This window comes from Streptomyces sp. NPDC087845 (assembly GCF_044742755.1).
Lineage (GTDB): Bacteria > Actinomycetota > Actinomycetes > Streptomycetales > Streptomycetaceae > Streptomyces.
The window spans coordinates 1,122,087-1,140,228 of sequence record NZ_JBIUVC010000001.1 but is presented as its reverse complement, the minus strand read 5'-3'; the positions used below and the strand labels follow the sequence as shown (position 1 = coordinate 1,140,228).

The following is an 18,142-nucleotide window of genomic DNA, read 5'->3' as shown; positions in this document are numbered from 1 at the left end:
GCCGCTCATCTCGGGGCGGCCGGGGTGACCGGGGCCGGCGCCCGGTGGACATGGACCGAGGGGGCCGCACACCCCTCCTACGGGGCCCGGTCGTACCTGCGCATCAGCCGTGGCAGCCGTTCGGTCTCGGCGTCCCGGTGGGCGCGCACCGCGTCCAGCTCGCGGGAGTGGTCGCCGATGGCCGCGTTCTCGTACTCCGCCTCGATGGCGAAGTTCACGCCCAGCAGGTTGGTCCGCAGTTTGCAGGAGATGTCGGCCGCGGCGACGGCGATCTCCGCGCGGCTCGGTGCGGCGCTCCGCAGGTCCCAGCGGGGGTCGTCGACCGCCGCGTCGGGATCGCGGTAGCTGAATCCGGCGGTCCGCATACAGGTGGACCACTTCTTGTTCACCGCCGTGACGCGAGGGTCCGAGCGCGAGCGCTCGGACATCTCGCGGCGCAGCCGGGCGACGAGGTCGTAGCCCCGCTGCACCTCGTCCACCGCGCCGAAGTGCACGGTGCGTTCGGCCTCCCCGGCGCATCCGCCATGGGGAACGGTCTTGTTCCGGACGGAGGTTGTCAGCTTCCGGCCGTCCGGTGCGCGTCCCGACAGCACTTCGCGCTCCGGGACCGAAAGGGCGGTGGCGCTGCGGGCCCCTGGTGCCGGGTGGCTCCTGGCTCAGGTGGTATCCGCGTCCGGCGGCGGTGGCGCGGTCGCTGATCCCGTATCGGCGCGAGTCGTACTCGCGCCCGGTCGTGACCACGGCGTCGATGTGCTCGGCGGACAGATGCGGCAGGTACCGGAATCCGTATCCGCGCATGCAGTGCTGTTGCACGCGGTAGACGAGGTGCTCGACGGTGGCCTGTTCCTCGGCCGAGGGCAGGTACGCGTTGAGCGGGGGGGGGCAAGGCGGTCTGGCATTCCTGCACCCCGCTGGGTCTGGACCTGCTGACCGGCTCGGCCGCGGCCCCGTGACGGGAACCGTCCGCCCTGTTCCTGTAATGACGTGCACCCGTCATAATCTGACGGCTGACCCCCCACGGCAGACGGAGGCACTCCCCGCATGAGCCCGTACACCGCCACTCGCCGGAACTTCCTGGCCGGCGCCCTCGCCGCCACCGCCACCGTCGTCATCGGCGCGGCCCCCGCCGGCGCCGCGCCACGGCAGGTCCTCGCCACCCAGGACTGGATGGGCGCCCTCCCCGACGCCACCGCGCTGCACCACCTCACGATCCCCGGCTCGCACGACTCCGGTGCCCGCTACGGCGGCCCCTGGACGGAGTGCCAGAACACCACCGTCGCCGCACAGCTGGACAGCGGGCTGCGGTTCCTGGACGTACGGTGCCGGATCACCGGTGACTCGTTCGCCATCCACCACGGCGCCTCGTACCAGAACCTGATGTTCGGCGACGTGCTCGGCGCCTGCTGGGACTTCCTGGCGGCTCATCCCGCCGAGACCGTGCTGATGCGGGTCAAGCAGGAGTACTCCGAGGAGAGCGACGCGGAGTTCCGGCGGATCTTCGACCTCTACCTCGACAGCAAGGGGTGGCGGCCGCTGTTCCGCATCGACCCGGCGCTGCCCTCGCTGGGCGAGGCACGGGGGAAGGTCGTGCTGCTCGCCGACAACGGCGGTCTGCCCGGCGTCCGTTACGCCGACCCGGAACTCTTCGACATCCAGGACGACTACATGGCGGAGCCGTTCGCCAAGTACCCCAAGATCGAGTCCCAGTTCCGCAAGGCGGCCCAGCAGCCCGGGAAGCTGTACATGAACTACGTCAGCACCGCGGCCCTGATGCCGCCGCGCTGGAACGCCGACCGGCTCAACCCGCAGGTGCAGTCGTTCCTGGACGGCTCCGAGGCGGCGGGCTGGACCGGGCTCGGCATCGTTCCGCTGGACTTCCCCGCCACCCGGTCCGGCCTGGTGGAATCGCTGATCCGGCACAACCCCGGGAGGTGACCGGCCCGGCGGGGCTTCACGCCGCCTTGCACGGACGAGGCGGGCCGCGAGCGGCGGCTGCTTACTCTCGTGCGGCCCGTGGAACGGGGGAGGACGGCTCCCCCTCAGAGCTCCGGCGGTGGCTGCGGCGCTCCCGGCAGCCTGATGGACGCCTCGGTGCCGTCCCCCTCCGCCGCCGGGCGCAGGACCACTTCGCCGCCCGACTGCTGGACCGTGCGGGCGACGATCGACAGGCCCAGGCCCGAGCCGGGGAGCTGGCGGGCGGACGGGGAGCGCCAGAACCGTTCGAAGACGTGGGGGAGCTCCTCCGCGGGGATGCCGGGGCCGTGGTCCCGTACGGTCAGTTCGCCGTCGCGCAGCGCGACCTCGATCGTGCCGCGGGGCGGGCTGAACTTGACCGCGTTGTCCAGGATGTTGACCACCGCCCGCTCCAGCGCCGCCGGTTCGGCCCGCACGTACCAGGGGGTCAGGTCCGCCCTGATCGTCAGTTCGGGGCCGCGCAGCCGGGCGCGTTCCAGGGCGGTGTCCGCGATGTCGTGCAGGGCGACGACCTGGAGCGGGCCGGGGTTCGCCGCGTCCGGGCGGGCCAGTTCCTGGAGGTCGCCGATGAGCGAGGCCAGCTCGGTCATCTGCGCCTTGACCGACTTCATCAGGGCCCTGCGGTCGTCCGGCGGGATGGCCCGGCCCGTGTCGTCGCTGCGGGCGAGGAGCTCGATGTTGGTACGGAGCGAGGTGAGGGGCGTCCGCAGTTCGTGGCCCGCGTCCGCGATCAGCTGGGCCTGGCGGTCGCGGGAGCTGGCGAGGGACGCGGTCATCGAGTTGAACGAGCGGGACAGCCGGGCGATCTCGTCCTCGCCCTCGACCGGGATGCGGACGGTGAGATCCTCGGTACGGGCGACGTGCTCGACCGCCTCGGTGAGTTCGTCGACAGGACGCAGACCGGTGCGGGCGACCCAGAGACCGGCCGCGCCCGCACCGAGGACGCCGATGCCGGAGACGATCAGGAGCACCCAGGCGAGGGTGGAGAGCGGGTCGTCGACATCGCTCATCGGGCGGGCGATGGAGACGGCGAAGTTTCCCTGCAGCAGGCCCGGGACCTGGCTGCGGGGCTCGTACGCGTAGGTGTAGACGCGCATCCCCTTGCCGTTCTTGGCCCTGGCCGAGTGAAGGGCGCTGTCGCGCAGGTGGGCGGCCACGGCGATGTCGGCGGCGGTCACGCCGATCGGTGACGCCTCGGCGGCGCCGCACGTGCTCCCGGACACGGTGACGAGCTGCACGGTGTACGTTCCCCGGAGCTGCGGTGCGGCCGCTTGATCGGGGCGCGTACAGGCGACGAGCAGGGTCTGCACATAGGCCGAGTCGACCTGGACGTTGCGCAGCGAGTCGTCCATCTGCTGCTCCAGCTGCGCCTTCGTCACGAACCAGCAGGCCGCCGCCACCGCCGCCACCGCGACCGCGACCGCCGTGGCCACCAGCAGTGCGAGCCGGGTCCGCAGCGGCAGGGCGCGGAGCCGGTGCAGGGCCCCGGTCATCCGTCACCGCCGCCGGGGCGGAGCGCGTAACCGACCCCCCGCACCGTGTGCACGAGGCGCGGTTCGCCGCCCGCCTCCGTCTTGCGGCGCAGGTACATCACGTACACGTCCAGCGAGTTGGAGCTCGGCTCGAAGTCGAAGCCCCACACCGCCTTGAGGATCTGCTCGCGGGTCAGCACCTGCCGCGGGTGTGCCAGGAACATCTCCAGGAGGGTGAATTCGGTACGGGTCAGCTCGACCCGGCGGGTGCCCCGGGTGACCTCGCGGGTGGCCAGGTTCATCCGGAGATCGGCGAAGGCCAGCACGTCGTCGTCGGGAAGGCCGCCGCCCGTCGCGGCCGTGTACGAGCTGCGGCGCAGCAGGGCCCGGATACGGGCGAAGAGCTCGTCCAGCTCGAAGGGCTTGACCAGGTAGTCGTCGGCGCCCGCGTCGAGGCCGGTGACCCGGTCGCCGACGGTGTCGCGGGCGGTGAGCATCAGGATGGGCGTGGTGGTGCCCGCCGAGCGGAGCCGACGGGCCGCCGTCAGGCCGTCCATCCGCGGCATCTGGATGTCGAGGACGATGAGGTCGGGGGCGTACGCCTCGGCCCTGGCGAGGGCGTCGAGGCCGTCGACGGCGACCTCGGTGCCGTACCCCTCGAACGCGAGACTGCGCTGCAGGGCCTCGCGTACGGCGGGCTCGTCGTCGACGATCAGGATGCGCTGCGGATCGTCTTCGGCGGGGCTCATCGCTCGTTGTCCTCTTTTCGTTCCGTGCGTACCGTTGTGCTGTCAGCCTCGCACGGCCGCCGCCCGCCGTCGCGCGGCCCGGCGCTCGCGGGCTGCGGCGGTACGGACCTCCGGGACGCGTCCCGGGACACGTTCCGGAGCGCCGTCCGTCAGGAGTCCGGTCGCCGGTTCCGTCGCGAGTCCCGTCAGGAGTTCCGTGACGAGGGCGAGAGGCAGGGCCAGGTCGGCCGGGCCGGTGGGGGTTCGCGCGGGATGGTGCATGGGTGCCTCCTCAGGAGCCGGTGCCGGACCGCAGGGTGTCGAGGTCGGCCTTGAGCGTGTTCACCGGGATCGCGAAGCCGAGACCCACGCTGCCCGCGCCGGAATCGCCGGATCCGCCGGACGAACTCGCCGAGTACATCGCGGAGTTGATGCCGATGATCTCGCCGTTCATGTTGATGAGCGCGCCACCGGAGTTGCCGGGGTTGAGCGAGGCGTCGGTCTGGATGGCCTTGTACGTGGTGGTGGACTCGCCGGTGTCGCCGTTGAACTGCCGGCCGCCGAACTCGAACGGCCACTGCTGGCCGCCGTTCTGCCCGCCCTGACCCTGGCCCTGGCTGTTGCCGTCCTCCTTGGCGACCGTGACGTCGCGGTCGAGGGCGGAGACGATGCCGCTGGTGACGGTGCCGGTCAGGCCCTCCGGCGAGCCGATCGCGACGACCTGGTCGCCGACCGAGAGAGCCGACGAGTCGCCCAGCGTGGCCGTCTTCAGCCCGCTCGCGCCCTGGAGCTTGATGAGGGCGAGGTCCTTGTCGGCGTCGGTCCCGACGACCTTCGCGGTGTACGTTTTGCCGGTGCTGAGCCTCACCTTGATCGACGAGGCGCCGGAGATGACGTGGTTGTTCGTGACGACCTCGCCGTCGGACGTGATGACCACGCCGGAACCGGTGGACTTGCCCGCGGTCGAGGTCGCGTTGATCTCGACGATCATCGGCGAGACGGCCTGGGCCACACCGGCGACGGTTCCCTTGCTGCTCTGCGAGACGGTGGTGCCGGGGACGACGCCGCCGCCCGTGCTGTTCGTGTCGCCGCCGGTGAGCCGGCCGACGAAGGCGGCGGTGCCGCCGCCGACGACGCCCGCCGCGATGGCCACGGCCGCCAGGAGGGCCACCGGCCGCTTGGCCCGGCGCCGGCGCGTGGCCGCCTCGGGGACGGGCGGGTAGGACGGCGGCGGCGGGTAGGACGCGTCACCGTTGCCGTACGAGGGGTACATCGGGTACTCGCCGCTCGGGCGCTGGCTCTCTGTCATGAAAAAGAGCCTGGCCGCCGAAGATGAGAGAAACCTGAGCACGCGCTGAGAAGCCCGGCAGAACCTCGTATGCCCGATATAAGGAGTACGGCTGCCCGTTGTGCGGAGAAAGAACCGAGCGGTGCCGACCGGGGCCCGGACGTGCCCGTCCCACTGCCCCGGCCCGCTCTCCCGCGTCCCGCCGTCCCGTGCGCTACTGCCTCTGCCCCGCCCCGTTCGCTACCGCGTCCCGGCCGTGGGCTCCCCGCACCCGCACGACCGCCGCACCACCAGCGCCGACGGGAACTGCTTCAGCCGCTCCCGCCGCGACCCCTGCACCCGCAACGAGTCGTCGAGCACCAGGTCCACGGCCGCCCGTGCCATCGCCGGGCGGTCGGAGAAGACCGTCGTCAGCGGCGGATCGGTCAGCCCCGCTTCCTTCACGTCGTCGAAGCCCGCCACCGCGAGATCCCCGGGTACATCGATCCGCAGCTCGCGCGCGGCTCGCAGTACGCCGATGGCCTGGTCGTCCGTCGAGCAGAAGATGGCCGGCGGCCTGTCCGGCCCCGCGAGCAGTTTCAGCGCCACCTGATAGGCGTCGTAACGGTTGTACGGGGCCTGGAAGAGCCGGCCCTCCGTCGAGCGCCCCGACTCGTGCATCGCACGGCGCCAGCCCTCGACGTGGTCGGCGACCGGGTCACCGACCGCAGGTGTGGACTCCACGCCGCCGAGGCACGCCACGTACTCGTTGCCGTGCTCCAGCAGGTGCCGGGTGGCGAGCTGGGCGCCGCCGACGTCGTCCGTGACGACGGCGACGTCGTCGATCGCCTCGGGCCGCTCGTGCAGCAGCACGACCCGCGCGTCCCATGCCTCGATCTCCGCCGCCGCCCGCTCGCTGGGGCCCTGACTGACCAGGATCAGCCCGGAGACCCGCATGCCGAGGAAGGCCCGCAGATAGTGGACCTCGCGCTCGTCGCGGTAGTCGGAGTTGCCGACGAGCACCATTTTTCCGCGTTCGGCGGCGGCCTGTTCGACCGCGTGCGCCATCTCCGCGAAGAACGGCTGCCGGGCGTCCGGCACGATCATCCCTATGAGATCGGTCCGCCGCGAGGCCATCGCCTGGGCAACCCGGTCGGGCCGGTACCCCAGCTCCTTGATCGCGGCGAGTACCCGCTCGCGCGTGGCCGGGGCGACCGGCCTGGGTCCGTTGTTGATGACGTAGCTGACGACCGCGGTCGACGTACCCGCCAGTCTCGCCACATCGTCCCGCGTCACCTTGGCCACGCGCGGCAGTCTACGCGGATATACCTACCTCTTGGCAGGCTGGACCGGGGCTTCTTGCGCGGCTCCGGCCGCCCTCGACTGCTCCGAACGGGTTACGGGTTCGGCGGCCGTCCTCGACGCGGCCCCGGCCTTGGCCTCCTCGGCCGCACGCTCCACCTTCTCCGGTACGACGAAGCGGTAGCCGACGTTGCGGACCGTGCCGATCAGCGACTCGTGCTCCGGGCCGAACTTGGCGCGCAGCCGCCGCACATGGACGTCGACCGTCCGCGTACCGCCGAAGTAGTCGTAGCCCCAGACCTCCTGGAGCAGCTGGGCACGGGTGAAGACCCGGCCCGGGTGCTGCGCCAGATATTTGAGCAGTTCGAATTCCTTGAAGGTCAGGTCCAGGACCCGGCCTTTCAACTTCGCGCTGTATGTCGCCTCGTCGACCGACAGATCGCCGTTGCGGATCTCCATCGGGGAGTCGTCGGAGCTGATCTGCTGCCGACCGGTGGCCAGCCGCAGCCGCGCCTCGACCTCGGCCGGTCCCGCCGTGTCCAGCAGTACGTCGTCGACGCCCCAGTCGGCCGTGACGGCCGCGAGCCCGCCCTCCGTCACGACGAGGATCAGGGGACAGCCCGGTCCGGTGGACCGCAGCAGCTGGCACAGCGACCGCACCTGCGGCAGATCGCGGCGGCCGTCGATCAGGATGACTTCGGCACCGGGGGTGTCGACGAGAGCGGGGCCTTCGGCCGGCGCCACCCGCACGCTGTGCAGCAGGAGACCGAGGGCCGGAAGCACCTCCGTCGACGGTTGAAGGGCATTCGTCAGGAGCAGCAGTGAACTCATCGTCGCCCACCTGCCTGGGTCGTCGGTCGATGATCGTGCACAGTTCGCTCGCCCATTACGTCGGTCCTCCTCGTTCCCTGCGAGAGGGGCACTCCCGGGCTCCGGCCCGGGGGAGTATGCGGCACTTCTTCGTACGTTTCGTGCTGGCTTTCGCACTGCTCGCCGTACGACATTCGTCACACGGTTTTACGGATGCGGCCCCGCGCCCCGGGACCGCTGAGCTTGTGGAAACGTCGCCGTAACAACGCTTGAAAAGCACAAAAGGACCCGGGGGCTGCTTTGCCCGGATCCTCTTCCCAGCAGAATAGCCCACATGAGTTCTGTGTCCGAGGGACGATTTCGGAGTTCTTCTGTTCCCTTGATCACGCCCGGTCCTCTGCGCACCGCGTTGCGGACCGATGACGGGGTCCGTATCGAGGCGGTGTACGAGCCGTGTACGGCGGGTGCCGGAGCCGTTGCGGAAACATCCTTCGACGGTACTGCGATCGTGATTGCGCACGGGTTCACCGGATCGGTGGACCGTCCCGCGGTGCGGCGTGCCGCCGGGGTTCTCGGCCGGCGCGCGGCGGTGGTCACCTTCTCGTTCCGGGGGCACGGCGGGTCCGGCGGGCGGTCGACGGTCGGGGATCGCGAGGTGCTGGATCTGGCGGCGGCGGTGAAGTGGGCGCGGGCGCTCGGACACCGGCGGGTCGTGACCGTCGGGTTCTCGATGGGCGGCTCCGTGGTGCTGCGGCACGGGGCGCTGTACACGGGCCGGTCAACGGCCGGCACGGAAGACGGTGGGGTCGCGGAGCGGGAGGGGCGCATCGAGGCGTGCGCGGGGGCGCATGTGGAGGGGCACGCGGATGCGGTGGTGGCCGTGAGCGCCCCCGCCCGCTGGTACTACCGGGGCACGGCCCCGATGCGCCGCCTGCACTGGATGGTCACCCGGCCCGCCGGCCGACTGGTCGGCCGCTACGGGTTCGGCACCCGGATCGACCGCGACGACTGGGATCCGGTCCCGCTCTCCCCGGTCGGGGCGGCCGGGCTGATCGCCCCGGCCCCGCTGCTGATCGTGCACGGCGACCGGGACCCGTACTTCCCGCTGGACCACCCCCGGATGCTGGCCGAAGCGGCGGGCGACGGCGCCGAGCTGTGGCTGGAGCGCGGCATGGGCCACGCCGAGAACGCCGCAGACGAGAGCCTGCTCACCCGCATCGGCGACTGGGCGGCGGCGCGGTGATTCATGATGGACAGCTGATGCGAGACGAGAGGAACTCCGCCATGTCTGCGGGAACGATCCGCTACTGGGCCGCCGCGAAGGCCGCCGCCGGGACCGCGGAGGAGCCGTACGCCGCCGCGACCCTCGCCGAGGCGCTCGACGTGGTGCGCGAGCGCCACCCCGGCGAGCTCACCCGAGTGCTGCAAAGGTGCTCGTTCCTCGTCGACGGTGATCCCGTGGGGACCCGCAGTCATGAGACCGTACGCCTTGCCGAGGGCGGCACGGTCGAGGTGCTCCCGCCGTTCGCAGGAGGGTGAACCGCAGAACATGAGCAGCAACGATCAACAGCGTCCGTACGGACAGGACCCGAGCCACGGCTACGGCTACGGGCACGAGCCGGGGCACGATCCGCTGAGCGGCCGGGAGCCGGAGCCGCAGCCGCAGCCTTCCCAGCCGTACGGGAACCAGCCGTACGGCCAGCAGCCCTATGGTCAGCAGCCCTATGGTCAGCAGTCGTACGGCGGCCAGACTCATGGTGCGCAGCCCTACGGCGACCAGGCCCATGGTGCGCAGCCCTACGGCGACCAGGCCCATGATGCGCAGCCCTATGGTGCTCAGTCGTACGGCGGCCAGACCCACGGTGCTCAGTCGTACGGTGACCAGGCCTACGGCGACCAGTCGTACGGTGACCAGGCCTACGGCGACCAGTCGTACGGCGGCCGGCCCCACGGTCAGCAGGCGGCGTACGGAGCGCCGCAGCAGGCGTACGGCACGCACGACCCGAACCAGGCGCCTCAGGCCGGCCCCGCGCCCGCGTGGCCGACCGGGCAATCGCGGGAGGGCGACGCACCCGCGGCGCACGGCCCGCAGGATCCCGGCGTCACGCAGACCTGGGAGGGCCAGACCTGGGACACCCAGTACCAGCCGACCATCCGGCCCGCTCAGCCCGTGCAACCCGCTCAGCCGGTGCAACAGCCCGTTCCGGCCACCGCGGGGACCGCCTCTCCGCCGCCCCTTCCGCAGCATGCGCAGCCGCAGCACGCGCAGTCGCAGGGCGCCTCCGGCGCCTACCCGCTGCCTCCCGAGGCCCCGGCCCCCGCCCAGGCCCCCGCCCAGGCCGCGTCCCTGGCCGCCGAGCCGGACCGGGCGGCCGTACCCGCGGACGCGCCCCCCGCCACCACCGCGTCCGCGCTCGACGCCGCCGGATACAGCGCGCCCACCACCCTGGGCAACAGCCGCGTCACCGACGCCCAGCGCGCCCGCGCCGAGGGCCGCTCGCCGATCATCGCGCCGGGCATGCAGCCCGCCGCCCTCACCGCGGGACTCGGGCTGCTGCTCGCCCTCGGTGCCGCGATCGGGCCGTACGCCCTGGTCGTACCGCTGGTGCTGCTCCAGGCCGTGACCGCGGCCGGGTGGTTCCGGCTCAACGGCATGTGGCCGGCCCGGCAGGGCATCGCGCTCGCGTTCGCCGGCGGCCTCGTCGCCGATGTCGCGCTGCTCGCCTCGGGCCGCGAGAACGGACCGGCCGCCCTTCTCGGCACCCTCGGGATCTGGGTGCTGCTCACCGTGGTCCTCCAACTGCGCAGCCACGCGAGCGCCGACGAGCGGATGCAGGGGCTGATGGCCACCGTCGCCTCGGCCGCGCTCTCGGTCCTGGCCGCCGGGCACCTCGCGGCGGTCCCGGACGCGGTGACGGCGGGCGCGGTGGCCGTCGCGGTCGCCGTGCTCGTCCGCGCGCTGCCGCTGCCCGGTCCGGCCTCGGTCGTGGTGGCGCTGCTCGCCGCCGCGGGCGCCGGTGCCGCGGCGGGAGCGTTCACCGATCTCGGCACGAAGGGTGCGCTGCTCGGCCTCGCGGCGGGCGGATGCGCACTGATCGGGCTGCGGGTGGCGAGCTACGACTATCCGTCGCGGTTCGTGCACATGACCGCCGGTGTGGCGCTGCCGCTCACCGCCGCCGCCCCCGCCGTCTACCTGCTCGGCCGCGCGCTCTCGTAGCGCGGACCGGTCACCCCCTTCGGGAGCCGAACGGGAACCGAAGGGGGGTCACCGCTCGTCGATCAACCCGGGCGTGCTGTGCGTTCATGACGGACGCACGGGCGCCGGGGGTCCGACCGGATGCAGGGTGGGGGAAGAGCGGGCATGCGTGCACTGCGAATACTGCTGGTCATAGTGGTGGTCCTGGGCGGGATCTTCGTCGCCGTCGACCGGGCGGCGGTGTACTTCGCGGAGTCGGAGGCCGCGGACCGGGTCCAGGTCACCGGCGCCACGATCGGCTCCACGGACATCTCCATCAAGGGATTTCCGTTCCTGACACAGATCGCCGGTTCGCAGCTCGACGAGGTCGATGTCGAGATCACCGGTATCGAGACCGACACCAACGGCCGCAGGGTCCGGATCAGCAGGATGAACGCCGCGCTGCACGAGGTGAAGCTGGCCGACGGGTACTCCAGTGCCACCGCCGCGCGCGCCACCGGCACCGCCGTCATCTCGTACCGGGACCTGACCGCGGCGGCCGGCGACGGCGTCGCCGTCGAGTACGGCGGCAACGGCAAGGTGAAGGTGACCGGCACGGTCGACGTCCTCGGCAACCCGCTGTCGCGCAGTGTGCTTTCCACCGTCACCCTCGTCGACGGCCACACCCTCAAGGTGCACGCGGACAAGGTGCCGGGCAAGGGCATTCCCGGGCTGGAGGGCGCGGTGCGCCAGAAGACCGACTTCGCGCTGGAGGCCGGCGGGCTGCCCAGCGGCCTGAAGCTGCGGAAGATCCAGCCGACCGCCGACGGTCTGGAGATCTCGGTGGCGGGCACGGACGTACGGCTCGCCGGATAGGTCCCGCCGGACAGGTCCCGCCGGGGCGGGGCCCCGGCCTTCCCGGGCGCTGCCACGGCCCGGCGCTCCACATAGTGAGACGGCCGTGTCCGATCCGCAGATGGCCGACGGGTACGGGCGGCGGGAGAGCTCCGCGAGAGGTACCGCCATCCGGCCCACGTCTCGCATCGCGGACGATCCAGTCTCAGGATGCGATACGACGGTGACATGTCCGCCCGTACCTCCCTACGATCGGTCCCATGCAGTGCTCTATGGGCGGTCTCCCGCAGCGGGGACGGGCGGATCTCACGAAGCGGCGGGCAGTGGACCTGTGCCGCGTCGCCGCCATGCTCTGTCGCACTGTCTGAGCGGGAGCCTTCGGTACCCCGCATTCCCCGGCCCCTCGGACCGATTCAGGGCCCATCCCGATCGCATGTCGCACGTGCGCCGCACCCTGCGCCGCCGTACATACGCATCACGCACCCTCTCGCACCATCTCGCCGCAGACTGCCCCGGAGGAGAACAGAATGAGCCGCAGTGACGTCCTGGTAGACGCCGACTGGGTCGAGGCCCACATCGAGGACCCGCAGGTCGCCCTCGTCGAGGTGGACGAGGACACCTCGGCGTACGAGAAGAACCACATCAGGAACGCGATCCGGATCGACTGGACCAAGGACCTCCAGGACCCGGTCCGCCGCGACTTCATCGACCAGGCGGGCTTCGAGAAGCTGCTGTCCGAGAAGGGCATCGGCAACGACACCACGGTCGTCCTGTACGGCGGCAACAACAACTGGTTCGCGTCCTACGCGTTCTGGTACTTCAAGCTCTACGGCCACCAGGACGTCCGGCTGCTCGACGGCGGCCGCAAGAAGTGGGAGCTCGACTCCCGCGACCTGGTCGACGGCGACCAGGTCCCGTCCCGCCCGGCCACCGCGTACAAGGCCCAGCCGCAGGACGAGTCGATCCGCGCCTACCGCGACGACGTCGTGAAGGCGATCGGCAACCAGAACCTGGTCGACGTGCGTTCGCCCGACGAGTTCAGCGGCAAGCTGCTCGCCCCGGCGCACCTCCCGCAGGAGCAGTCCCAGCGCCCCGGCCACGTGCCGACCGCCCGCAACATCCCGTGGTCGAAGAACGCCAACGACGACGGCACCTTCAAGTCGGACGACGAGCTCAAGGCCCTCTACGAGGACGAGCAGGTCGACCTGGCGAAGGACACCATCGCGTACTGCCGCATCGGCGAGCGCTCCGCGCTCACCTGGTTCGTGCTGCACGAGCTGCTCGGCCAGGAGAACGTCAAGAACTACGACGGTTCGTGGACCGAGTACGGCTCCCTCGTCGGTGTGCCGATCGAGCTCGGCGCCAACAAGTAACTCCGCACGACCCGGACCAGCGCGATCCGGACCAGCGCGATCCGGACCAGCGCGATCCGGACCAGGACGACCCCCGACCCAGAAGGACAGAACACCATGTGTGGAGCAAAGGCCGGCGGCCCCGACGCTTCGACCATCAAGCCCGGTGAGACCACCATCCAGGGCAGCGTGACCCGCGACGGCGAGCCCGTCACCGGTTACGTGCGCCTGCTGGACTCGACCGGCGAGTTCACCGCGGAGGTCCCGACCTCGGCGACCGGACAGTTCCGCTTCTACGCGGCCGAGGGCACGTGGACGGTCCGCGCCCTCGTCCCGGGCGGCAGCGCCGACCGCACGGTCGTGGCGCAGACCGGTGGCCTCTCCGAGGTCGCCATCGCCGTCTAGTACCGAACGCGGGAGCCCGTCCGGCCGACCGGCCCGGTGCTCCCGCGACACCTCACCGGCCGAAGGGCCGTACCCCAGGGGTTGGACGCCTTCTGAAGCGGGGTACGGCCCTTCGTGCCGTTCGCGTGGGTGCGGAACGGGCCTACGCTTGACGTATGTACGCCCGACGCCGTCGTGGCTATTTCCTGATGATGGGCGGCTGCATCGTCCTCTTCGTGTCGGCCTGGGCCTTCGTCCGGCTGTGGTCGATGCCCGCCGCGATAGCGATGTGTGTCGTCGCCATGGTCATCCCGCCCTTCGCGGCCATGGTCGCCAACCGGCGGGGCCCGGAGGACCGCTGGTGGGACGACCCGTCGGGCGACCCGCAGTCCGACGAGTGGTGGGACGAACTCGACGGCAAGAAACGGCACTGACGGCGCTGACGGCTGTCCCCCTCTGTGCCGCGGGGGACGGGCACGCGGGGTGCGTCAGTAGACGAGGGCCTGGACGCCCTCGGCCATGATCTCGCTGACGAAGACCTGGGCGCCCGCGATCCGTACGCCCTCCAGGACGTCCTGCTCGGTGATGTCGCGACGGGCCGCGCACTGCGTGCAGAGGGTGATCCGCCCGCCCGCCTGGATCGACTCGATCAGATCCGGCAGCGGCGCGGCATGCGGCAGCTCGAACTCCGCGGCGCGCCCCGGCAGGGCGAACCACGAGGATTCCCCGGTCAGCCAGAGCGAGACCTCCACCCCGCTGGCCACGGCGACCGCGGCCACCGTGAACGCCTGCGAGCAGCGCTCGGCTGAGTCGGCACCGGCAGTCACCTTGATCACGAGCTTCTTCGGCATGTGCCGAACTGTAATCGCCGGGCGGAACCGCCGGCGCCCAGCGGGAACGCCTCGCGGAAGCGGCCGCTCCGGCGCGCGGTGCCGTCCCTCGCCCGGTGGGAGACCGCCGTCCCGGTTCCGCAGGATCGGCGCGCCGTTCCACCGGACGCCGGGCCTGCGGGGCCCGGACGCCGGCCCCGCGGAACCGGCCGCCGGGCCGCCCCGCACCTCGGCGTTCCCGGCGCAAGCCCCGAAACGGCGGGCCCGGCCCCCACCCATTAGGCTGGGGCCGGGCCCCGTACTGCTGCCCTACCGCTCGTTCCAAGGAGTTCCCGTGCTTGAGGCATTCTTCTCCGCCCTGCTGGTCCTGGTCTGCGTCGGCGTTCTCGCCTTCGCCGGCCTGACCGTGAAGAAGCTCTACCAGGGTCAGCGCTGATCCCTCCTTCCCTCGCCCACCTCACAGATCGTCTGAGCCGTTCATGATCGAGATCCCGTCCGACCTCCACCCGGACCTCGTCCCGCTGGCCTTCCTCCTCGGCAACTGGGCGGGCGCGGGTGTCTCCGACTTCCCGGGTTCCGAGCAGTGCAACTTCGGCCAGGAGGTCTCCTTCAGCCAGGACGGCCGGGACTTCCTGGAGTACACCTCGCACACCTGGGTGCTCGACTCCGAGGGCAAGAAGGTCAGGCCGCTGGAGTCCGAGTCGGGCTACTGGCGCATCGACAAGCACCGCAAGGTCGAGGTCGTCATGGTCCGCGACCAGGGCGTCGTCGAGATCTGGTACGGCGAGCTGGCCGATCAGAAGCCGCAGATCGACCTGGTCACCGATGCGGTGGCGCGCACCGCGGCCTCCGGCCCGTACAGCGGTGGCAAGCGTCTCTACGGCTATGTGAAGAGCGACCTGATGTGGGTCGGCGAGAAGGCCACCCCCGAGGTGGAGCTGCGTCCGTACATGTCGGCGCACCTGAAGAAGGTCGTCACCCCGGAAGAGGTCGAGGCGATGGCGAAGGGCCTCGGCGACCTCCCGGACGACGGCATCGCCTTCTTCAAGTAATTCGCGGATGCGAGCAGTTCACGGGTTCCTCTCGCACACAGCTGCGGTCAGGTGCTCACCCGGTCCTACACTGGGCCTGTGGTGAGCACCGACTGGAAGACCGATCTCCGGCAGCGCGGCTATCGGCTGACGCCTCAGCGGCAGCTTGTCCTGGAAGCCGTCGACACGCTGGAACACGCGACACCCGACGACATCCTCGCCGAGGTGCGCAGGACGGCGTCCGGTGTGAACATCTCCACCGTCTACCGGACGCTCGAACTCCTGGAGGAGCTGGAGCTGGTCAGCCACGCCCACCTGGGGCACGGGGCGCCGACGTACCACTTGGCGGACCGCCACCACCATATCCATCTGGTCTGCCGCGACTGCACGAACGTCATCGAGGCCGATGTCGGCGTCGTCGCCGAATTCACCGCGAAGCTGCAGGACAGCTTCGGGTTCGAGACGGACATGAAGCACTTCGCGATCTTCGGCCGCTGCGCCGACTGCACGGCGAAGGCGGCGTCCGCAGCCGCGGCACGGCCGGCCGACGCGGCCGGTCCCAAGCCGTAGGCGAGCCGTAGGCGGCCGGCCCCGAGCCGTAAATCGCGTCGTACGCTGGTCGCATGAAGAGCCCCTTGCTGTCCCTGCCCGGCGCCGTCCCCGCCGAAGGCCGCGACGAAGGCGTCGCCGCGCACTACGGTGATCTGTTCCGAGAACAGCGCGCCCTCGCCGACGGCTCCGGCCTCGTCGACCTCTCGCACCGCGCCGTCGTCACCGTCACCGGCAGCGACCGGCTGGCCTGGCTGCACCTGCTGCTCACCCAGCACGTCAGCGAACTCGCCCCGGGACAGGCCACCGAGGCTCTGATCCTCACCGCGCACGGACACATCGAGCACGCCCTCTACCTCGTCGACGACGGCGAGACCGTGTGGATGCACGCGGAACCGGGCACGCAGGGCGATCTCGTCGCCTACCTGGAGTCCATGAAGTTCTTCTACCGGGTCGAAGTCGCCGACCGCACCGAGGACTTCGCCCTCGTGTACCTGCCGGCCGGCTCCATCGCGGAGGTCCCGGACGGTGTGACGGTACGGGAGACGGCGTACGGCCGGGATCTGTTCCTGCCCCGCGCCGACCTGGCGGCGTACGCGGCCGCACACGGCCCGGTGGCCGGCATCCTGGCGTACGAGGCCCTGCGCGTCGAGGCGCACCGCCCGCGCCTCGGTTTCGAGACCGACCACCGGACCATCCCGCACGAGCTGGGCTGGATCGGCACCGCCGTCCACCTCCAGAAGGGCTGCTACCGGGGCCAGGAGACCGTGGCCCGGGTGCAGAACCTGGGCAAGCCCCCGCGGCGGCTGGTCTTCCTGCACCTCGACGGCAGCGAGGTCGTGCTGCCCGGACACGGCACACCGGTACGGCTCGCCGCGGACGGCGCCGAGGGCCGGCAGCTGGGCTTCATCACGACGTCCGCCCGCCACCACGAGCTGGGGCCGATCGCGCTGGCCCTGGTCAAGCGGAACGTGGCGGTGGACGCGGAGCTGCTCGCGGGGGATACGGCCGCCGCCCAGGAGACGGTCGTGGAGCCGTAGCTCTGCGCAGATTCCCTACGCGCGAGCGTCTGCACCGTCTGCACCGACGGCTCGGTCCGCCCCGTATCCGGCGGGGGCCGGGATTCGCGGCGGGCCGGCATCCGGCGCGGGCCGGAACCGGGTTCAGACCTCGACGATGACGGTGAACGGGCCGTGGTTCGTGAGCGAGACCCGCATGTCCGCCCCGAACCGGCCCGTCTCCACCTGCGCCCCCAGCGCCCTCAGCTGCGCCACCACCTCGTCGACCAGCGGTTCGGCGATCTCGCCGGGCGCCGCGGCGTTCCAGGTGGGCCTGCGCCCCTTCCGCGCGTCCCCGTAGAGGGTGAACTGCGAAATCACCAGAAGCGGTGCATTCACATCGGAGCAGGACTTCTCGCCCTCCAGAATGCGGACCGACCAGAGCTTGCGGGCGAGCTGCGCCGCCTTCTCCGGCGTGTCCCCATGAGTGACTCCGACCAGCACACACAGTCCTTCGCCGACGATTTCGCCGACGACCTCGGGTCCGCCCGACGCGTTCGCGCCGTCGGCCACCGTGACGCTCGCGCCGTCCACCCTCTGCACCACTGCACGCATATGGCCCAACCTATCCTGGCGAACCTGTCTTGGGCTGAACGGGTACAGAGCATCCACATATGCCCCACTGGAGTGGCACCATGCTCGGAAGGCGGTGTGCCGACGCACCGGTCGAGGGGATGGACACCAGCATGAGTACCTATGGAACCGGGCAGTCCCCCGGCGCCGTGCCGGTCACGCGTACCGGCACCAGTACGAGTACCAGCACCGGCATCAGTACCAGTACGAGTACCAGCACCGGCACCAGTACCAGCATCATGCGCCCACCCGTGCAGCGAACCAGCCACGGCTGCGTGGACGGCCTGTCCGCGGGACCGCAGCCGGAGCTGGGCGGCCTGCGCCTGCCGGAGCTGCGCACCCTGCGCCGCGATTCGCAGCGCGACGAGGCCGATCTCAGCTATGTGCGGCGGCTGGTGCAGGGGCGGATCGACATCCTGCGCGCCGAGCTGGCCCGCAGGCGGGATCCGGAGACACCGGTGGTGGACCGGCTCTCGGAGATCCTCGCCGACGCCCCGTCCCAGCACCGCTCCTCCGCCCGGCACGTCACGCTCACCACGCCGCGCAGCGACGAGTACCGCCGGCTGGCGGCCGAGACGCTGGCCGAGGTCGAGCTCTCCGACCTCGACGCCCGTACGGACGAGGAGCTGCACGCCGCGATGGGGCGCCTGGTCCGCTCCGAGCAGCAGGTCTCCCGGCGTCGTCACCAACTGCAACGCACCGCTGACGATTGCAGTGCGGAGATCGCGCGCAGGTACCGTGACGGTGAAGCACAAGTAGACGACCTGCTCGCCTGAAGCGAT

22 protein-coding genes are annotated in these 18,142 nt (G+C 71.2%); 13 read left to right on the top strand and 9 right to left on the bottom strand.

The annotated features are described in order from the left end of the window. Window positions 1-77: 77 nt before the first annotated feature. Entirely contained in the window at window positions 78-593 is a 516-nt protein-coding gene (locus ACIOMQ_RS05260; protein ID WP_402187892.1) for a hypothetical protein, read from the bottom strand. A gap of 448 nt (window positions 594-1,041) precedes the next feature. On the opposite strand from ACIOMQ_RS05260, the gene ACIOMQ_RS05255 reads away from it, so the two are divergent. Beyond that, window positions 1,042-1,935, top strand: coding sequence for a phosphatidylinositol-specific phospholipase C (locus ACIOMQ_RS05255; protein ID WP_362206398.1), 894 nt, complete (start codon window positions 1,042-1,044; stop codon window positions 1,933-1,935). A gap of 104 nt (window positions 1,936-2,039) precedes the next feature. Here ACIOMQ_RS05255 and ACIOMQ_RS05250 read toward each other — a convergent pair whose 3' ends face one another. The 6 genes from ACIOMQ_RS05250 to ACIOMQ_RS05225 form a co-directional block, all read right to left on the bottom strand. Beyond that, window positions 2,040-3,467: a HAMP domain-containing sensor histidine kinase gene (locus tag ACIOMQ_RS05250; protein WP_362206399.1), complete on the bottom strand. Its 1,428-nt coding sequence runs from the start codon at window positions 3,465-3,467 to the stop codon at window positions 2,040-2,042. Then, window positions 3,464-4,195, bottom strand: a complete 732-nt coding sequence (locus ACIOMQ_RS05245) for a response regulator transcription factor (protein WP_362206400.1) — start codon at window positions 4,193-4,195, stop codon at window positions 3,464-3,466. Before ACIOMQ_RS05245 ends, ACIOMQ_RS05250 begins: the two co-directional genes overlap by 4 nt. Window positions 4,196-4,237: 42 nt before the next feature. Next, window positions 4,238-4,456 (bottom strand): hypothetical protein, encoded by a 219-nt coding sequence (locus ACIOMQ_RS05240; RefSeq protein ID WP_402187890.1) that lies wholly within the window; start codon window positions 4,454-4,456, stop codon window positions 4,238-4,240. 10 nt (window positions 4,457-4,466) lie between these two features. Then, window positions 4,467-5,483, bottom strand: coding sequence for a trypsin-like peptidase domain-containing protein (locus ACIOMQ_RS05235; RefSeq protein ID WP_362206402.1), 1,017 nt, complete (start codon window positions 5,481-5,483; stop codon window positions 4,467-4,469). Between the two features lie 219 nt (window positions 5,484-5,702). Next, a complete protein-coding gene (locus tag ACIOMQ_RS05230) occupies window positions 5,703-6,746 on the bottom strand; it encodes a LacI family DNA-binding transcriptional regulator (RefSeq protein WP_362206403.1) in 1,044 nt (347 codons plus the stop codon). Between the two features lie 24 nt (window positions 6,747-6,770). After that, a complete protein-coding gene (locus ACIOMQ_RS05225; RefSeq protein ID WP_401758765.1) occupies window positions 6,771-7,574 on the bottom strand; it encodes a winged-helix domain-containing protein in 804 nt (267 codons plus the stop codon). Between the two features lie 313 nt (window positions 7,575-7,887). On the opposite strand from ACIOMQ_RS05225, the gene ACIOMQ_RS05220 reads away from it, so the two are divergent. From ACIOMQ_RS05220 to ACIOMQ_RS05185, 8 genes are all read left to right on the top strand, one after another. Further along, window positions 7,888-8,796, top strand: coding sequence for an alpha/beta hydrolase (locus tag ACIOMQ_RS05220; RefSeq protein WP_362206405.1), 909 nt, complete (start codon window positions 7,888-7,890; stop codon window positions 8,794-8,796). 41 nt (window positions 8,797-8,837) lie between these two features. After that, window positions 8,838-9,092 (top strand): MoaD/ThiS family protein, encoded by a 255-nt coding sequence (locus ACIOMQ_RS05215; protein ID WP_362206406.1) that lies wholly within the window; start codon window positions 8,838-8,840, stop codon window positions 9,090-9,092. 94 nt (window positions 9,093-9,186) lie between these two features. After that, complete coding sequence (locus ACIOMQ_RS05210) at window positions 9,187-10,770, top strand: hypothetical protein (RefSeq protein WP_402187947.1); 1,584 nt, start codon at window positions 9,187-9,189, stop codon at window positions 10,768-10,770. 144 nt (window positions 10,771-10,914) lie between these two features. After that, window positions 10,915-11,604, top strand: a complete 690-nt coding sequence (locus ACIOMQ_RS05205) for a DUF2993 domain-containing protein (RefSeq protein ID WP_401758771.1) — start codon at window positions 10,915-10,917, stop codon at window positions 11,602-11,604. A gap of 239 nt (window positions 11,605-11,843) precedes the next feature. Then, a complete protein-coding gene (locus ACIOMQ_RS05200; protein WP_353782750.1) occupies window positions 11,844-11,951 on the top strand; it encodes a putative leader peptide in 108 nt (35 codons plus the stop codon). Between the two features lie 159 nt (window positions 11,952-12,110). After that, window positions 12,111-12,956, top strand: coding sequence for a sulfurtransferase (locus ACIOMQ_RS05195; RefSeq protein ID WP_362206409.1), 846 nt, complete (start codon window positions 12,111-12,113; stop codon window positions 12,954-12,956). Between the two features lie 96 nt (window positions 12,957-13,052). Beyond that, window positions 13,053-13,340, top strand: a complete 288-nt coding sequence (locus tag ACIOMQ_RS05190) for a DUF1416 domain-containing protein (RefSeq protein ID WP_030925040.1) — start codon at window positions 13,053-13,055, stop codon at window positions 13,338-13,340. 155 nt (window positions 13,341-13,495) lie between these two features. Continuing rightward, window positions 13,496-13,753, top strand: coding sequence for a DUF3099 domain-containing protein (locus ACIOMQ_RS05185; RefSeq protein ID WP_362206410.1), 258 nt, complete (start codon window positions 13,496-13,498; stop codon window positions 13,751-13,753). A 54-nt stretch (window positions 13,754-13,807) separates the two neighbouring features. Here ACIOMQ_RS05185 and ACIOMQ_RS05180 read toward each other — a convergent pair whose 3' ends face one another. After that, the gene (locus tag ACIOMQ_RS05180) at window positions 13,808-14,170 is read right to left on the bottom strand and encodes a DsrE family protein (protein WP_362206411.1); all 363 of its coding nucleotides are present in this window, start codon (window positions 14,168-14,170) and stop codon (window positions 13,808-13,810) included. A 458-nt stretch (window positions 14,171-14,628) separates the two neighbouring features. Between ACIOMQ_RS05180 and ACIOMQ_RS05175 the strand changes: the two genes are divergently transcribed. The 3 genes from ACIOMQ_RS05175 to ACIOMQ_RS05165 all read left to right on the top strand — a co-directional run bounded on the left by ACIOMQ_RS05175 (window position 14,629) and on the right by ACIOMQ_RS05165 (window position 16,769). Next, window positions 14,629-15,201 (top strand): FABP family protein, encoded by a 573-nt coding sequence (locus tag ACIOMQ_RS05175; RefSeq protein WP_402187887.1) that lies wholly within the window; start codon window positions 14,629-14,631, stop codon window positions 15,199-15,201. 78 nt (window positions 15,202-15,279) lie between these two features. Next, the gene (locus ACIOMQ_RS05170) at window positions 15,280-15,750 is read left to right on the top strand and encodes a Fur family transcriptional regulator (RefSeq protein WP_362206413.1); all 471 of its coding nucleotides are present in this window, start codon (window positions 15,280-15,282) and stop codon (window positions 15,748-15,750) included. A 53-nt stretch (window positions 15,751-15,803) separates the two neighbouring features. Then, window positions 15,804-16,769, top strand: a complete 966-nt coding sequence (locus ACIOMQ_RS05165) for a folate-binding protein (RefSeq protein WP_362206414.1) — start codon at window positions 15,804-15,806, stop codon at window positions 16,767-16,769. A gap of 123 nt (window positions 16,770-16,892) precedes the next feature. Here ACIOMQ_RS05165 and dtd read toward each other — a convergent pair whose 3' ends face one another. Beyond that, the gene (gene dtd, locus ACIOMQ_RS05160; RefSeq protein ID WP_362206415.1) at window positions 16,893-17,342 is read right to left on the bottom strand and encodes a D-aminoacyl-tRNA deacylase; all 450 of its coding nucleotides are present in this window, start codon (window positions 17,340-17,342) and stop codon (window positions 16,893-16,895) included. A 212-nt stretch (window positions 17,343-17,554) separates the two neighbouring features. Here dtd and ACIOMQ_RS05155 point away from each other — a divergent pair, with 212 nt between their 5' ends. Continuing rightward, window positions 17,555-18,136, top strand: coding sequence for an ABC transporter substrate-binding protein (locus ACIOMQ_RS05155; protein WP_401263469.1), 582 nt, complete (start codon window positions 17,555-17,557; stop codon window positions 18,134-18,136). Window positions 18,137-18,142: the final 6 nt, after the last annotated feature.

Bases quoted from the DNA above. Each gene is read 5' to 3' on its own strand.
- ACIOMQ_RS05255 (WP_362206398.1), top strand. From the start codon at position 1,042: ATGAGCCCGTACACCGCCACTCGCCGGAACTTCCTGGCCGGCGCCCTC.
- ACIOMQ_RS05250 (WP_362206399.1), bottom strand. From the start codon at position 3,467: ATGACCGGGGCCCTGCACCGGCTCCGCGCCCTGCCGCTGCGGACCCGG.
- ACIOMQ_RS05245 (WP_362206400.1), bottom strand. From the start codon at position 4,195: ATGAGCCCCGCCGAAGACGATCCGCAGCGCATCCTGATCGTCGACGAC.
- ACIOMQ_RS05240 (WP_402187890.1), bottom strand. From the start codon at position 4,456: ATGCACCATCCCGCGCGAACCCCCACCGGCCCGGCCGACCTGGCCCTG.
- ACIOMQ_RS05235 (WP_362206402.1), bottom strand. From the start codon at position 5,483: ATGACAGAGAGCCAGCGCCCGAGCGGCGAGTACCCGATGTACCCCTCG.
- ACIOMQ_RS05225 (WP_401758765.1), bottom strand. From the start codon at position 7,574: ATGAGTTCACTGCTGCTCCTGACGAATGCCCTTCAACCGTCGACGGAG.
- ACIOMQ_RS05220 (WP_362206405.1), top strand. From the start codon at position 7,888: ATGAGTTCTGTGTCCGAGGGACGATTTCGGAGTTCTTCTGTTCCCTTG.
- ACIOMQ_RS05215 (WP_362206406.1), top strand. From the start codon at position 8,838: ATGTCTGCGGGAACGATCCGCTACTGGGCCGCCGCGAAGGCCGCCGCC.
- ACIOMQ_RS05205 (WP_401758771.1), top strand. From the start codon at position 10,915: ATGCGTGCACTGCGAATACTGCTGGTCATAGTGGTGGTCCTGGGCGGG.
- ACIOMQ_RS05200 (WP_353782750.1), top strand. From the start codon at position 11,844: ATGCAGTGCTCTATGGGCGGTCTCCCGCAGCGGGGACGGGCGGATCTC.
- ACIOMQ_RS05195 (WP_362206409.1), top strand. From the start codon at position 12,111: ATGAGCCGCAGTGACGTCCTGGTAGACGCCGACTGGGTCGAGGCCCAC.
- ACIOMQ_RS05190 (WP_030925040.1), top strand. From the start codon at position 13,053: ATGTGTGGAGCAAAGGCCGGCGGCCCCGACGCTTCGACCATCAAGCCC.
- ACIOMQ_RS05185 (WP_362206410.1), top strand. From the start codon at position 13,496: ATGTACGCCCGACGCCGTCGTGGCTATTTCCTGATGATGGGCGGCTGC.
- ACIOMQ_RS05180 (WP_362206411.1), bottom strand. From the start codon at position 14,170: ATGCCGAAGAAGCTCGTGATCAAGGTGACTGCCGGTGCCGACTCAGCC.
- ACIOMQ_RS05175 (WP_402187887.1), top strand. From the start codon at position 14,629: ATGATCGAGATCCCGTCCGACCTCCACCCGGACCTCGTCCCGCTGGCC.
- ACIOMQ_RS05165 (WP_362206414.1), top strand. From the start codon at position 15,804: ATGAAGAGCCCCTTGCTGTCCCTGCCCGGCGCCGTCCCCGCCGAAGGC.
- dtd (WP_362206415.1), bottom strand. From the start codon at position 17,342: ATGCGTGCAGTGGTGCAGAGGGTGGACGGCGCGAGCGTCACGGTGGCC.